This is a genomic window from Nonomuraea sp. CA-141351 (assembly GCF_050944675.1).
In the GTDB taxonomy this organism is placed as follows: Bacteria; Actinomycetota; Actinomycetes; order Streptosporangiales; family Streptosporangiaceae; genus Nonomuraea.
Genome location: NZ_CP191982.1, coordinates 1,553,204 through 1,567,833, shown reverse-complemented (window position 1 = coordinate 1,567,833; position 14,630 = coordinate 1,553,204). Strand labels below are relative to the sequence as shown.

The following is a 14,630-nucleotide window of genomic DNA, read 5'->3' as shown; positions in this document are numbered from 1 at the left end:
GCAATCAAATCGATAGAAACAAGTTCTATCGTGGTTTCCGCTGGCCTGACGAGAGGGTGTGAGCAGGGGTGAAGAGCAGGGACGCGTCCCTCGACGGCATCCGCGCGTTCGCCGCTCTGGGCGTCTGGCTGCTGCACGTCGGCAGCAACACCGGCGTCATGTACCGCGAGGGCATGTACGCCTGGATGATGGCCCGGCTCGGCATCGCCGTACCCATCTTCTTCCTCCTGTCGGGCCTGCTGCTCTACCGCCCGTGGGCGCGCGCGGTGATCGAGAATACGCCACGTCCGAAGCCGCTGCGTTACCTGTGGCGCAGGGTGCTGCGGGTCATGCCGGTCTACTGGCTCGTGGCGGGGCTGGCCTTGTGGGCGTGGAGCTCGCTGGACTGGCTGGGCTGGGTCAAGTGGATGCTGCTGCTGCAGAACTACTTCCCGGGCGAGAACGTGGCCGACGGGCTCTACCAGATGTGGACGCTGCCCATCGAGATGTCCTTCTACGTGGTGCTTCCAGTCCTGGCCTGGCTGCTGCACAAATGGGCGCGCCGCGGCGGCAACCCGCCGGTCAGGCTCCTGGCGGGCATCGCGGTGCTGCCGGTGATCTCGGTGGCCACCGTGGTCGTGACGCGGGAGTTCGGGCAGCCGCAGCTCGCCCTGCTGCTGCCGTACCACCTGGTGTTCTTCGCCTGCGGCATGGCGATGGCGGTGCTGTCGGTGTGGATCGGGCACAGCAGGGTGATCGACTTGCTGGCGCCGCAGCTCCTGATGCTGGCCGCGCTCCTGTACGCCATGCTGAGCACGGGGCTGGCCGGGCCACGCACGCTGACGCTGCCGACCCTGTGGGAGTCGCTGCTGCGGGTGAGCCTGGAGGCGGCGGTGGCGATACTCCTGGTGGCGCCGTTCGCGCTGGCCCCCAGGGGCGACTCGCTCAGGCACCGCCTGGTCGGCAACCCCGTGACCGCCTACATGGGCCGCATCTCCTACAGCTTCTTCCTGTGGCACGCGCCGCTGATCACGTTGCAGCTCAAGCTGACCGGCGCGCCGCCGTTCGGCGGCGACTTCCCCAGCGTGGCGGTGGTGTCGTTCGTGGTGACGCTGCTGCTGAGCGTCGGTAGCTACCATCTCATCGAGGTCCCGGCACTCAAGCTCAGCCGACTCCGGTCAGGATCTGCTCGGCGGCCGGCCGCTCCGGCTCCGGCTCCGGCTGTGCCGGCTCCTTGACGAGCTGGCCGAACAGCACGCCCATGGCCGCGCAGGCGGCCAGTTGCGGCACCTCGTCCAGCAGGAGCTCCATGCCGGGCAGCACCATGGCCGCCGCCAGGGACAGCGTGGCCACGCCGAAGACGGCGGCGGCCGGCCAGTGCGCGGGCAGGCCCCTGGCCCGGAGCACGAGCGTCACGAGCAGGGCGCCGAGGACCGCGAGCATGCCCTGCCAGTTCGCCACCCAGCCGCCGAACGCCAGGCCGAGCACGACGGCGTACGGCGCCCGCAGGTGCCGCAGCCGGGTGGCCGAGGCAGCCGCGGTCTCGCGCACGTGCTCGGGGCGCGGGCCGCGCATGAACAGGGCGATCAGGGTCAGCAGGGCGATCCCGGCCAGGCCGAGGGCGAGCGCGAGCCAGTAGGCGCGGTCCGGCACGTACTCAAGGCGCGCGGTTCCCGTGGTCCCGGCCGGCAGCTCCCAGCCCTGCTTCCAGCCGTCGATCCGCACGGGTTTGAGCGTCTTGCCGGCGATCTGTGCCCGCCAGCCGGCGTTGTAGTTCTCGTTGACGACGAGGAAGGAGTCCTTCGGCGCGGTCACCTCGACCTCGCGCACGGACGGCGTCCAGGTGCTCTGCACGGCCGCCCCCTCCACGCCGCGCGGCCTGTCGGGCAGCGTGCCGGCCACGAGGTCGTCGATGGCGAACGACTCCCAGCCGGCGACCCGTACCCGGTTGTCCCCGGCCACGATCCTGGCCCTGGAGCAGCCGAAGATCTGCACGGGCCGCTGCTCCAGCAGGTCGGCGTGGGTGCCGGCGACCTTGGTCTGGATGATCTGCCCGTTCACCTCGATCCTGGGGCCGGAGCCGCAGGCGAGCCTGAGCGGGATGCCGGCGGGCCTGCCCACCGGATCGACGCCCGGCACCACGATCTCGGTCACCTGCAGCCGCTTGGAGAACGGCGTGAAGCGGAGCTTGAGCCGCGAGGTGGACAGCGGCCTGAACGTGAGGAGGCCGCTCGGGTCCACCCGGCCTGCGCGCACGGCGCCGCGGTCGCCGGTCACGACCACGTCGAGCGGCTGCTTGTCACCCCCGGGGCGGCCGATCCGGATCCGGGAGATCGTCCGCTTGCCCTTCCAGGCGATGTCGAGCGTGGGCTGGGTGTCGTCGCTGCCGGGGATCCAGGTGGTGCTCGCGTCCCCGTCGAACGCCGACCTGGGCGAGACCAGCGCGTCCAGGGTGAGCTGGGACGAGCCGGTCACACTGGTCAGGTCCGCTCTGATGCGCGTGAACCGGTCGGCGAGGGCCGGATCCTTCAGCACGGCCGATCCCCGCACGTTCACGGTCGCGGCGGACCCGGCGGTGAAGGTCCGGTCGAACCCGCTCTCCTCGCCCGGCTTGGCCAGCGCCGTGGCGTTGCAGATCCACCGGTACTGGTTGCGCATGCAGGCGGGCCGCTCGTCGAGCCCCCGGTCCATGACGAACACGTCGCCGCCCTTCCCCGGCAGCCTGATCGTGCGCCCGGGCGTGACGCCGGGGATGGACAGCTCGACGATGCCGACCCGCTGCCCGTAGCTCCACTCGCCGGACACCGTCTGCAGCACCTTGATCCGCACCCAGCTCGTGGGCCCCTCGGGGACGCGCAACCGCTGCGGGTCCGTGACGGACCGCACGTCCTGCGCCAGACTCCCCGACTCCGTCTCCACGGCCACCTGTTTGATCTCCTGCCCGAGCAGCAGGTCGGGGGCGAGCATCACCTGCAGGTACGGGATCCGCATCCGCGCGTGCAGGTCCACACGGAGCCATTCGCCCCGCGGGGACTTCGAGCCGTCGCTCTCCCAGCCGGTCTCGGCATTGCCGTCCATGGCCGCCCACGGGCCCCGGCCGGTCGTGCTGATGCCGGCGATCGCGTACGGGTCGGCGACCGAGGAGGAGGCCGTGATGCCCGCGATCCCGTCGTACTCGGCGGTGGCGGTGTCGTCCAGCCAGCCCTTCTCCAGCAGGTCCAGCGCCCGGACGCCGGAGAAGTCCGCCTTCTTGTCGGCCGTCAGCGTGGGCGACCAGTTCGACCTGATCTCGCCGAACGAGCGCTCGCGCAGCCGCAGCGCGTCGCTGACCACGGTCGGCGCCTCGCGCTTGCCCGCGTCGCCGTTCACCAGCACCGGGCCGTCACCGAGCAGGCCGAGATCGCCCATCGCGAGCAGGGAGTCCGGGCCGCCGCGCACGGCCAGCGCGTCCGCGACCGGCTGCACGGAGACCAGGTCCGAGCTGCCCGTCACCTCGTACAGGTCCAGCGCGGGGAACGGCGCGTCCAGCGACTCCACGGCGTCGTCGGTCTCCTTGTCGCCGACGAGCTCGCCGAACGAGCGCACCCGCTTGATGCCGGGCGACTCCCGCAGCGCTTCGAAGATCCGCGCGGGCCAGGCGCCCTGAAGGTTCGCCCTGTTCAGGTCGTTCCTGACGAGCAGGTAACGCACGCCCATCCTGCGCAGCACGGCGGTCAGCCCGGCAGAGCCGTGGCCCGCGGTGAGCCGCTGGTCGATGGCGTCGAGCAGCCTGGTCAGGCCCACCGAGCCCGGAGGCGTGATCTGCCTGGTGGTCCAGCGGGCGGTGGACAGCGCCTGCATGGGCTCGTCCATCGGGCGGCCCCAGACGTACTCGCCGAACTTGGCGCCCGGCACGATCAGCACGCCGTCGTCGCCGGCGTTCTCGTTGAGCCAGGCCGCCGCCTCCCGCCAGTGCGCCGGCACCTGCTTGAAGTCGCCGGGCGCGGCCAGGCCCTGGTTGAACACGGGCAGGACGAGAGCCGCGAACGCCACCACGGACACGCTACGCAGCGGCAGCCTGGCCCTCACGAGCAGATGGGCGAGCCCGAAGGCGAGCGCGAGGCGTACCAGCGGGTCGAACTTCCGCAGGTTGCGCAGCGGCGCGAGCGGGCCGTCGAGCAGCCAGCGCACCGGCTCGGCCACGACCGGCTCCAGGGCGCTCATGTGCCCGGCGACCAGCGCCGTCACGCCGAGCAGGAACAGCGCCACCACGAATCCTCTGGCGGGCAGGTCGCGGCGGGACAGCCCGGCCAGGCCGAGCGCCGCCAGCACGCCGGTGACGACGACCATGGTCGCGGAGGTGGCGATCGAGAAGCCGGGCGGCTGGTCGAAGACGCCGCTGAGCGGCAGGTAGCGCACCCAGTCGGAGGCGCCCCGCAGGACGTTCGTGAGCGAGGTGACCTGCGTGGTGGTCTCGGCGGTCTCGGTGTACGGCAGGAACGAGAACGCGTACCGGCCGACGAGCAGCAGCGGCAGCGTCCAGAACAGGGTGGCGACCGAGACGGCGGCCGTCCACCAGGCGAGCAGCCGCCAGCGCGGCACCGGGCGCGGCCTGGTGAGGATGTAGAGGACGGGGGCGACGAGCACGGCCAGCACGGCGACCGCGTTCACGCCGCCGCACAGCGCCACGGCCAGTGCCGACCTGATGGCCCCGCGGGCGCGCTGGCCCGTCTCCGAGGCGGTGAGGAGCGGGATCAGGATCCACGGCAGCATCGCGGCGGGCAGCCACTCGATCGAGATCTCGCCCAGAATGGACAGCGTGCGCGGGGCCAGCGCGTACGCCAGCGCGCCCACGACGCGGGTGCCCTCGGTGCCGATGCCTAGCTGCCGGCCCAGCCGCTCCACGCCCAGGAACGCCACGCACATCAGCAGCGTCAGCCAGAGCCGCTGCGTCACCCACGGCGCCAGGCCGGCCAGGTCGCCCAGGGCGAAGAACGGGCCCATCGGGAAGATGTAGCCCGCGACCTGGTTCTGGAGCTGGCCGAAGTGCTGGAGGTCCCAGAGGTGGGAGGCGCGCTCCAGCCAGCCGATCGGGTTCAGCGCCAGGTCCATCTTGGTGTCGGAGATCAGGTTGCCCGGCTTGGTGGTGAACGCCAGCACGCCGAAGCCCAGGCAGCACACGACCAGCCACCACCGCCGCCGCACCCGCTCGCTGACCGGCTCCCGGGCCCCCGAACGCCCGCCCCTCGCCCGGCCGATCGGGCCCGGCTTCCCGGGCGCCGACGTCTCGGACTTCAGGCGGCCGGCCACCAACCGGTCGGTGATAGGCCGGGCCGAGCCCTTGAGGCTCGGTGGCTGCGCGCCGGCTCGCGCGTCACGGGTAGTCCGTGCACTCGCGCTCCCGCCGGCGGGGGACAGTCTGATTGCGGTCCCGTCGGTCAGCGGTGGCTCGTCGTCCGGGCGGCCGGCCACCAGCCGTTCGGTGACGAGCCGGGCCGGGCTCTCGTCAGGGGAAGACGGCGTGGGCGCGTAGGGCGCGGCCTTGGGGCGGCCGGTTCCCGGGCGGCCGGCCACCAGCCGGTCGGTCGCCGGCTGGTTGGGCGAGCGCCCGGCCACGACCCGGTCGAGCGGCGGTTTGCGCGTCACCACGCCTCCCAGCCGGGCTCGACGTCGTGGCCCAGCATCAGCGCGGTGAGACGCTCAGCGCTGCGATCCCAGGAGAAGCGGTCCGCCCATGCCCGACATTTCACGGCATAAGTTTCGTCCAGTTCGGCAAGTGACGCGGCTATGCCCTTGGCCAGCTCCGTGCCTTCAGGCAGCAGCCACCCCGTCTCACCATGCCGTACGGCGTCGCGCAGCCCGTCCACGTCGAACGCCACGGTCGGCACCCCCAGCGCGGCCGCCTCGAGCACGCTCAGCCCCCACCCCTCACCCTGCGAGGCGCTCACGTGCACCCACGCCCGCGCGACCAGCCGCGCCTTGTCCTCCTCCGGCAGGTAGCCGTGCAGCGTGACGCCTTCAGGCAGCCGGGCGCGCAGCCGCGCCTCCTCGGGCCCGCGGCCGATGATGTCGACGGTCAGGCCGGGCCAGCGCTCCCTGAGCTCGGGCACGGCGTCGAGCAGCAGGTGTACGCGTTTGTGCGCGACGAGCCGCCCCACGCAGACGAGCCGCGGCGTCGCGCTCTTCACCACATCGCCGGGCTGGGCGATGCTCACCCCGTTCGGCACGATGTGCACCGGCCCGTCCCACCCGAGCCGCTCCCGCATGGCCCGCACCGTGGAGGGCGACACCGCCACGCTCGCGTGCCGCCGGTAGCTCCACCGGGCCACCGGCCCCTCCAGGAAACGTCCGAACGCCGCCAGCCACCCCGGCATGTGCATCCCGAACTGCCGATCGTGCACGTGGTGCACGACGCAGAACACCTTGGTGCGCCGCCGCACGACCCACGGGGTGAAGAACGGGATCCCGTTCTGGCAGTCGAGCACCACGTCGAAGCGGCCGCGCCTGGGCAGCAGCCAGCAGAGCACCAGCGGATAGACGGTGAACGGACCGCCCATCCGCACGATGCGTACCCCGTCAACGGACTCCCCCCGGCCCTGGCCCGGCGCTCGCGCGGTGACGAAGCACACCTCGTGGCCGGCGCGCGCGAAGCGGCGGGCCAGCTCCCAGGCGAACGTCTCAGCGCCTCCCGCCTGGGGATGCCAGGGGTCACGCCAGTTCACGACAGCGAGCTTCACGGATATCCGACGGGGTCGAGCGGCGGCTCCCAGGCCGGGCGGGCGGCGGCACGCGGCTGGGCGCGCAGCCGGAGCCAGATCCTCCCGAGCTCCAGCACGATGCCGAACGTGTGCCGGGCCGGGGAGAAGCGCGAGCCCGGCATGTCGTGCCAGCGCACGGGGATCTCCTTCACCGCCGAGCCCTGCCCGACGCAGCGCGCGAGCAGCTCGACGTCGAAGGCGAAGCCGGAGGTACGGAGCCGGGCGGCGACCTCGCGGGCCAGCACCCCGTCGAAGAACTTGAACCCGCACTGGGTGTCGCTCACCCCGCGGACCAGCGCGCCGGCCAGCGCGCGGAACCCGAAGGCACCCAGCTCGCGGACCTTGCTGTGGCGGTTCTCGACGTGGGAGCCCTGGTGCGCCCTCGACCCGATCACCACCCGCTCGCCGGACAGCAACTGCCCGAAGGCGACGTCGATGGCGTCGAGGTCGGTCGCCATGTCGGCATCGACGAACCCGACGAACGGGGCACTGGTGCGGAGCAGTCCGGCACGTACGGCGGCGCCCTTCCCGGGAGCCGGGCACCGCATCAGCCGGACCGCCACAGGTCCACGCGGCCAGTCCCTGACGATCTCGCCCGTGCGGTCCGTGCTGTTGTTGTCGACGACGATGACGGCGGTCGGGAACGGCATGCGGGCAAGCTTCGCGCACAGCTGCAGGAGGCCCCCGGGAAGTCGTCGTTCCTCGTTGTAGGCGGGAATGACAATCTCAAGCAGTGGTGGTCGGCTCGTCCCCTCGTCCCCATGTGGAGAGGGCGGCATGTCGGCTCGGGTTACCGGTCGCCGTAGAAGTAGAGAGGCTGGTTGACCGGCGTGGCGGTGGCGCCGGTGAGAGAGACCGTGGTGACCGTCGCCACGAGAGCCGCTACGGCGACGCCGATGATCGCTGCTAAGAGGATCTTTATCATGGGGGGTTCCTCCTCGAGCGGACAAATGGTGCGGGCCGTCCCCAACCTAGAACCAATTCTTGCTACTCGGAAGTAGCTCTACAAAATCTTTATAAATCCCCTGATCAGGGCACATATCGAGGCAGCACGGGGCTGTCGAATCGGTAGAGTCGCAGGTCACCCGTATCGACCACTGGCCTTGCGCTCCGTAGCCATACGCCGAACCGTTGCCGCTCTTCAACTGTCCCCGCGTTGACTATCACGTAGCGAAATCCCGCTGCGGGTAGATCGGGCGAGGGTCCTTCTAGTACGTGTTCTACCGCCTGCGCCCGCGGGTCCTCGCTCTTGACGACCATGTCACCGACCCGTACGGCGTCGTTGGAGACCACTCGCCGCCCCGGCACGGCGAAGAAGCGCTGCGCGGGATCCAGCACGGCCCGCCCCCCGTTCCACGGGAACTGCCGGTAGGACTCGAACGGCAGCACCAGCACGTCCCCGGGCTCCCGATCGCGCCGGATGACCTCACGCGCGGCGGTCCAGCTCTCCGGGTAGGAGACGGCCCCCAGCTTCCCGAGCGACCCCCACGCCATGGTGGGCAGCACGGCCACCGGCACCAGAGCCATCGCGGCGACCCACACCCGCTCGCGCGCGACCGAATCGACGAGCAGCCCGAGCCCCAGAGCCGCCACCAACGCCAGCGGCGCCACGAACTGCTGGGCGTCCCTGAACACCGCGAACCCGCCCCACACCCCGACCAGCCAGGCGAACGCCTCCCTGCCGGGCTCGCTCACCCCGGCGCACGCGATGGCCAGGCCCGCGAACGCCGCCACGGCCAGGCCCTTCTTGTACGGCACGTCTCCCCGCAGGAAAAAGACGACCCCGGCCAGCGTGAGCAGCAGCCTGGCCGCCGCCCCCGCGAAGGCGCCGTAACCAGGGGGGACCGCGTACGCGTTCCAGATCCCGCCCAGCGACAGCAGGCTCCCCACCGCGCCGAACGGCGTGTCGGCCCTGGCCGCGAACGCGTACACACCGGCCGGGTCGCCATGGATCCCCTCGGGCCGCAGCGCGGTGGGCACCAGCCACGGCAGGCTGAACGCCGCCAGCAGCCCTGCCACAGGCAGGATCCGGCGAGCCACTGGAAGCGCCGTGATCGCGGTGACCGTCATCGCCGCGAACCCGCCGACCGCCGCGGGCACCATGGCAAGTGCGACCCTCCGGCCCGACCACGCGGCCCGCACCACCCAGGGCAGCCCGGCGTACCCGAGCAGCAGCGCCCACTGCCCCATCAGCAGCCGCTCGGCCACGTACGGGTTCCACACGTAGATCGCGCCCGCCACCAGCCGCGGCCCCAGGGACCCCGACGGCAGCAGCAGCGCGGCCCCCGAGCACCCCATCACGAAGATCCCCAGCAGGATCGCCTTCTGCACCAGCTCGGCAGGCAGCACCAGCGACAGCGCGGTCACCACGGCGTCGCTCGGCACGACCCGCGCGGCCCCGCCCGCCAGCCCGAACGTCCACGCGGTGAACGCCGGGTCCGGCACGAACACCATGTCCTGGAGCAGCGTGAACCCCCAGCCCAGCGCGGGTCCGAGCGCCAGGCAGCCGAGCGCCAGCCCGAGGAGGGCGGAGGCGGCCCCGGCTCTGGGCATGTGCGGCATCCCGCTATGACATCACAACCCCGCTACGGCCATTCCCCGCCCGACCTCCGCATGGTTGAGTCGTCGCGGGGGTGATGTCGAGCGTGTCTACAGCGGGGGCGCGCCAGTGGTCACGCGGCGGCGACGCCGTGCTCGCCGCGGGCCTGGTGATGGTCGCGGTGCAGCTCGTCTGGAAGTTCGAGCTGGTCAGGCGGACGTACTTCCGCCAGGACGACTTCCACTACCTCATCAGGGGCCTGGAGAACGGCTTCACCTGGGACTATCTGACCTGGGTGGACGTGGGCCACCTGCTGCCCGGCGGCTTCGGCATCTCGTGGGCGATGGCCCGCCTGGGCGGCTACAACGAGGTGCTCGCGCACACGATGACGATCGCATTGCAGGCCGGGGCGAGCCTGGCGCTGCTGCGGCTGCTGCGGCTGCTGTTCGGGGCGCGCCCCGCCATCCTGGTGCCGCTCGGGCTCTATCTGGTGACGCCCATGACGATCCCGTCGCTGTCGTGGTGGGCGGCGGTGCTGGAGACGTTGCCGATGCAACTCGCGCTGCCGATGGCGCTGCACGCACACGTGCTTTACGTGCGCGACGGCCGGCTGCGCCACGTGGTGGCGGCGTGCGCGTGGACGGTGTTCGGGCTGCTGTTCTTCGTTAAGGCGGCGTTCATCCCGGTCCTGCTCTTCGTGGTCACCGTCTGCTGGCTCACGCCCGGGCGCTGGCGGGTGCACTGGCGGGCGTGGGCGCCGTACGCGGCGATCCTGGCCGCGTACTCGTGGCTCTTCTTCACCAGGCTCTACAGCTCGGTCCAGCTCACCGACGCCACGCAGACGCCGCACCTGCCGGGGGCCGAAGTCGCGGGCGAGCTCGCCTGGGTCCTGGCCACGCGCGGGCTGGTGCCCACGGCGCTCGGCGGTCCTTGGCAGTGGAAGCCGATCGGCGACGACTACGCGATGGCCGCCACCCCGGAGCCGCTGGCCTGGGCCACGCTCGGCGTGGCCGCCGTCGTGATCGCGGTGTCGGTGCTCTACCGGCGGCGGGCCTGGCCGGCATGGCTGATGCTGCTCGGCTACTTCCTGCTGGCCGACGTGGTGCCGGTGCTGCTGGGGCGGATCGAGCAGCTCGGGCCCGGGGTGCTCGGCTATGAGCTGCGTTACCTGGCGGCCACGGCCATGGTGCTGGCCATCGTGGTCGGGCTGGCGTTCATCCCGCTGCAGGGCGAGGAGCGGCCGTGGCTGCGCCCGCGGCTCCGGCTCCGGTGGGCCTGGGTGCCGCTGGCCGCCGCGGTGACGGCGGGGTCGGTGTGGTCCGTGGCCGCGTACGCCGACCGGCCGCTCGGCAGCACCGTCCGAAGTTACGTGGAGACCGCAAGGCAGGCGCTCGCGCGCGTGCCCGCAGGCTCGGTGGTACTCGACACGTACGTGCCGCCGGCGGTCGCCGCGCCGGTGTTCTTCCACGACTACGCCCTGCACTCCCGTGTGCTGAGCCTGCCTTCTCCGATGCCCGTGACCTGGACGAAACGGCTCGAAGGACTGGTGCGGAACCCGCTGACGTTCGACGCCGCTGGGCGGCTGCGCCCGGTGACGCTCGACGGCGTCAAGATCCCGCAGGGCGCCACGTGCATGCCCGTCGGCGGGAAGGAGGTCCGCTTCCCCCTCCCCAGGCCGCTCGCGGGCGGCGAGTGGACGGCGCAGATCTCGTACCTGAACGGCCCCGAGACCACCCTGTCGGTACGGCTCGGGCTTGGGCGCACGGTGGTGCGGGCAGGCCGGGACCTGGGCACGACCTACGCCACGGTCACGGGCCATGGGGACGAGCTGGCCATCAGCACGCTCGACGGCTCCACGTGCGTCGGCGAGATCAGGATCGGCGTCCCGGTCCCGGCCGAGGACGCCGCGCCCGTCCCGCCGCTGCCCGTCCGCTAGTCCCTCGGCAGGCCCAGCATGCGCTCGCCGATGATGTTGAGCTGCACCTCCGTGGTGCCGCCGTAAATGGTCATCGCCCTGGTGGCGAGCACCGCCCGGTTCCAGTAGCCCGCATCGCCGAGCTTGATGTCGGCGGCCACGACCGCCGCCGGCCCGAGCAGGTCCACTGCGGTCTCCGAGACGTGCTGGGCGTGGGAGGTGGACAGCAGCTTGCGTACGGAGGCGTCCGCGCCCGGCTCGGCGCCGGCGAGCTGCTTGAGCGTGACCCGCAGCGAGAGGGCGTTGATCGAGTGGCCCTCGCACACCACTTCGGCCACCGTCTGCGCCTCGGCAGGCGTCAGCTCGCGATCGAGCCGGCCGATCAGGCCCAGCAGGTCGGACACGGAGGCGCCGGTGCCGCCGGAGCCGGACGACAGCGAGACGCGCTCGTTCGACAGCGTGTTGCGGGCGACCTTCCAGCCGTCGCCGACCTCGCCCACGACCAGCTCGTCGGGGACGAAGACGCCGTCGAGGAAGACCTCGTTGAACAGGTTCTCGCCGGTCATCTCGGTCAGCGGCCTGACGGTGACGCCCGGGGCCTTCATGTCCACCAGGAAGTACGTGATGCCTTCGTGCTTGGAGCCGTCGCTGGAGTTGCGGGCGATGCAGATGCCCCACTCCGCCACGTGGGCGACGGAGGTCCAGATCTTCTGGCCGGTGAGCTGCCAGCCGCCCTCGACCTTCTCCGCCTTCATCTGCAGCGAGGCCAGGTCGGACCCGGCGCCGGGCTCGGAGAACAGCTGGCACCAGATCATCTCGCCGCTGAGCGTCTTCGGCAGGAAGCGCTCCTGCTGCTCCGGAGTGCCGTAGGCGGCGATGGACGGCACCACCCACGCACCGATGATCATCGCGGGCAGCTTGACCTTGGCGGCCTTGAGCTCCTGGGCGATCAGCACCTGCTCCAGCGGCTTGGCGTCGCGGCCCCACGGCCTGCGCAGGTGGGGCATGACGAAGCCGCGCTCGGCCAGGGCGCGCTTCTGCTCCTTGCCCTCCAGCCGGGCGATCTCCGCGATCTCGGCGCGGATCGACTCGCGCAGTTCCTCGGCGTCCTCTGGCAGGTCGATCTGCATCTCTCGGGAGACGCCCTGCAGGGCCAGCTCGGTCACCCTGGCGGCCCACTCGGCGGACGAGCCGAGGAGGGCGCGCAGCGTGAGCGCGCGGCGGTAGTAGAGGTGGACGTCGTGCTCGAAGGTGTAGCCGATGCCGCCGAACGTCTGGATGGCGTCCTTGGCGCACTGGACGGCGGCGTCGGGGGCCATCACACCGGCGATGGCGGCGGCGTACTCCAGCTCCTTGGCTGCGCTGATGGTCGCGCTCCCTCGTGCCTCCGTTGGCATCGGGCTGGACGCCCTCGCTCTCTCCGGCCCGGCTCGCCGCTCCGCTGCTCTCGTGGCGTCCCAAACTGTGGCGCGAGCCTGCTCCAAGGCGACGAGCATGCGGGAGAGCTTGTGCTTGATGCCCTGGAACTGGCCGATCGGGCGGCCGAACTGGACGCGTACCTTGGCGTATTCGGCGGCGGCCGTGACGCACCAGGAGGCCAGGCCCGCCGCCTCGGCGCCGAGCAGGATCGCGGCGATATCACGCACGTCGGAGCTCTGGACGCCGCCCAGGATGCCCTCGGCGGGCACGACCACCTCCGACAGCTCCACCTTGGCCACCGGCCTGGTGAGGTCGAGGGACTTGACCGGGGTGACGGTGGCGGCGGACGCGTCGACGAGGACCCATTCCTCCCCGTCGGCCGTGGAGACCGGCAGCACGAGCGCGTCGGCCAGCGAGCCGCCGAGCACGGGGTCGGCCGTGCCGGAGACGACCAGGGAGCCGTCCTCGGTGCGGGTGCCGCTCAGCGTGCCGGTCAGCGCGACGGCGCCGGTGAGGGTCCCGTCGGCGAACGACTCCAGGTGCTCGGGGCGCTTCGAGGCGTTGATCACGGCGCTGGCCAGCACGGTCGGCAGGTAGGGACCCGGAGCCATGCGCTCGGCCAGCGCCTCGACGGCCACGGCCGTCTCCAGCAGGCCGTAGCCGGAGCCGCCGTACTCTTCAGGCACGTGCAGACCGAGCAGCCCCTGCTCGGCGAGGCCCGGCCAGAACGCGGGGCGCGTGTCCGCCCCGGCACGCAGCAGCTCGGACGGGATGTTCCGCTCGGCCCAGCCGCTCACCGACTCGCGGAGCGCCTCGTGCTCCTCGCTCAACCCGATCGCCATGCTCATCCTCCATGCCAGGTCCGGCCAACACCCAGAACCATATTCTAGAGGATACTTCTGGGCCTAGAGCGGACGCACCTGCTCCACGAGGGTGTTGATGTCGCGCCAGTGCGTCTTTTGCGTCTCGGGGATGGAGGCCAAGAGCATCGCGGGCTTGGTCTTGCCGACCTCGACGACCGTCACCATGGCCTGGGCGACCTGCTGCTTGCCGTTGAAGGTGTAGGTGACCTTGTAGCCGAGCGTCCAGCCCTTGCCGACCGGGACCTTCTTGGAGGCGGTCCAGGCGAGCGTGGCACCCTGGGGGTACTGGGTGCGGATCGCCCAGCGGGCGGCCTGGGTGGCGAGCTCGCGGTAGTCGGCGTCCTTGGAGGGTTTCTTCGCGGACGCGTCACCGGGAAACATGGCCGAGGCGATCACCGTGTGCGGGATGGCCACCTTGCCGATGCGCTGCGCGATCGAGAACGGCGGGAACGACTTGGCCTTCCACGGCGCGGCCAGCCTGGGATAGCTGATCCCGGTGTTCTTGTCGCTGATGATGCCGGTGACCACTGAGGCCGTGCCCGACAGGGTCGGGTACGCCTTGCTCGTCGGCACCGGCGGCAGCACGATCGGGGTCTCCGTGGCGGTCGGGGTGGGCGACGCCGTGGGGACGGCGGAGGCCGGTGCGGGGGCGACGGAGACGCCCTGCTCGGCCGCCTTCTTGTTGGCGGGCACGTCGCCGGAGAAGAGCATGAAGATCAGGAACACGGCCAGGACCGTGCCGAGTATGGCTCCGACGAGGTAGACGGCCTTGATCGGGATGTCACCGAGGCCGCGCCTCGGCAGCTCGGGGATGGGCGGCAGCGTGGAGGATAACGGGCTGATCGGAGGCGACTGCACCGGGACCTGCCGAGCCGGGGCTTGCTGCGCCGGAGGCTGAGCAGGCGGCCGCTGCGCCGGAGGCTGGTGAGCAGGGGGCTGCTGTGCCGGCGGGTTGCCGGCCGGCGGACGAATCGGGACCGAAGGCCCCGGCGCCGGCGGGCGCGGAATCTGGATCGTCTCCTCGGCCGGCAGGACGATCTTGCGGAACGGGGTGGTGGGTGAATCGTATGAGGGCCTCTGGTCGCCGACGTCCTCCATGGTCATGAGGTTACGTCACAAGAGAGCGGGATAATTCCTCTATTCGCCCCGCAGAATCTAATTCTGTATGGTCTGCGGAT

General features: G+C 71.5%; 9 protein-coding genes. 2 read left to right on the top strand and 7 right to left on the bottom strand.

Annotated elements, in window-relative coordinates; translation table 11 throughout:
• Positions 1-68 precede the first annotated feature (68 nt).
• Positions 69-1,217, top strand: a complete 1,149-nt coding sequence (locus ACQPWU_RS07900; protein ID WP_433438029.1) for an acyltransferase family protein — start codon at positions 69-71, stop codon at positions 1,215-1,217.
• Here ACQPWU_RS07900 and ACQPWU_RS07895 read toward each other — a convergent pair.
• From ACQPWU_RS07895 to ACQPWU_RS07875, 5 genes are all read right to left on the bottom strand, one after another.
• The gene (locus ACQPWU_RS07895) at positions 1,144-5,604 is read right to left on the bottom strand and encodes an alpha-(1->3)-arabinofuranosyltransferase domain-containing protein (protein ID WP_433438028.1); all 4,461 of its coding nucleotides are present in this window, start codon (positions 5,602-5,604) and stop codon (positions 1,144-1,146) included. The two genes, ACQPWU_RS07900 and ACQPWU_RS07895, sit on opposite strands and share 74 nt — an antisense overlap.
• Positions 5,601-6,680: a glycosyltransferase family 4 protein gene (locus ACQPWU_RS07890; protein ID WP_433438026.1), complete on the bottom strand. Its 1,080-nt coding sequence runs from the start codon at positions 6,678-6,680 to the stop codon at positions 5,601-5,603. Before ACQPWU_RS07890 ends, ACQPWU_RS07895 begins: the two co-directional genes overlap by 4 nt.
• 11 nt (positions 6,681-6,691) lie before the next feature.
• Positions 6,692-7,495, bottom strand: a complete 804-nt coding sequence (locus ACQPWU_RS07885) for a glycosyltransferase (protein WP_433438025.1) — start codon at positions 7,493-7,495, stop codon at positions 6,692-6,694.
• An 11-nt stretch (positions 7,496-7,506) separates the two neighbouring features.
• Positions 7,507-7,641, bottom strand: coding sequence for a hypothetical protein (locus ACQPWU_RS07880; protein ID WP_344996422.1), 135 nt, complete (start codon positions 7,639-7,641; stop codon positions 7,507-7,509).
• Between the two features lie 104 nt (positions 7,642-7,745).
• Complete coding sequence (locus ACQPWU_RS07875) at positions 7,746-9,269, bottom strand: hypothetical protein (protein ID WP_433438023.1); 1,524 nt, start codon at positions 9,267-9,269, stop codon at positions 7,746-7,748.
• A gap of 92 nt (positions 9,270-9,361) precedes the next feature.
• On the opposite strand from ACQPWU_RS07875, the gene ACQPWU_RS07870 reads away from it, so the two are divergent.
• The gene (locus ACQPWU_RS07870; protein WP_433438021.1) at positions 9,362-11,191 is read left to right on the top strand and encodes a hypothetical protein; all 1,830 of its coding nucleotides are present in this window, start codon (positions 9,362-9,364) and stop codon (positions 11,189-11,191) included.
• Here ACQPWU_RS07870 and ACQPWU_RS07865 read toward each other — a convergent pair.
• Complete coding sequence (locus tag ACQPWU_RS07865) at positions 11,188-13,431, bottom strand: acyl-CoA dehydrogenase (protein ID WP_433438019.1); 2,244 nt, start codon at positions 13,429-13,431, stop codon at positions 11,188-11,190. The two genes, ACQPWU_RS07870 and ACQPWU_RS07865, sit on opposite strands and share 4 nt — an antisense overlap.
• A gap of 63 nt (positions 13,432-13,494) precedes the next feature.
• Positions 13,495-14,550 carry a hypothetical protein gene (locus tag ACQPWU_RS07860; protein ID WP_433438018.1) on the bottom strand — a complete coding sequence of 352 codons (1,056 nt, stop codon included), beginning with the start codon at positions 14,548-14,550 and terminating at the stop codon, positions 13,495-13,497.
• Positions 14,551-14,630: the final 80 nt, after the last annotated feature.

Bases quoted from the DNA above. Each gene is read 5' to 3' on its own strand.
- ACQPWU_RS07885 (WP_433438025.1), bottom strand. From the start codon at position 7,495: ATGCCGCCCTCTCCACATGGGGACGAGGGGACGAGCCGACCACCACTG.
- ACQPWU_RS07880 (WP_344996422.1), bottom strand. From the start codon at position 7,641: ATGATAAAGATCCTCTTAGCAGCGATCATCGGCGTCGCCGTAGCGGCT.
- ACQPWU_RS07875 (WP_433438023.1), bottom strand. From the start codon at position 9,269: ATGCCCAGAGCCGGGGCCGCCTCCGCCCTCCTCGGGCTGGCGCTCGGC.
- ACQPWU_RS07865 (WP_433438019.1), bottom strand. From the start codon at position 13,431: ATGGCGATCGGGTTGAGCGAGGAGCACGAGGCGCTCCGCGAGTCGGTG.
- ACQPWU_RS07860 (WP_433438018.1), bottom strand. From the start codon at position 14,550: ATGGAGGACGTCGGCGACCAGAGGCCCTCATACGATTCACCCACCACC.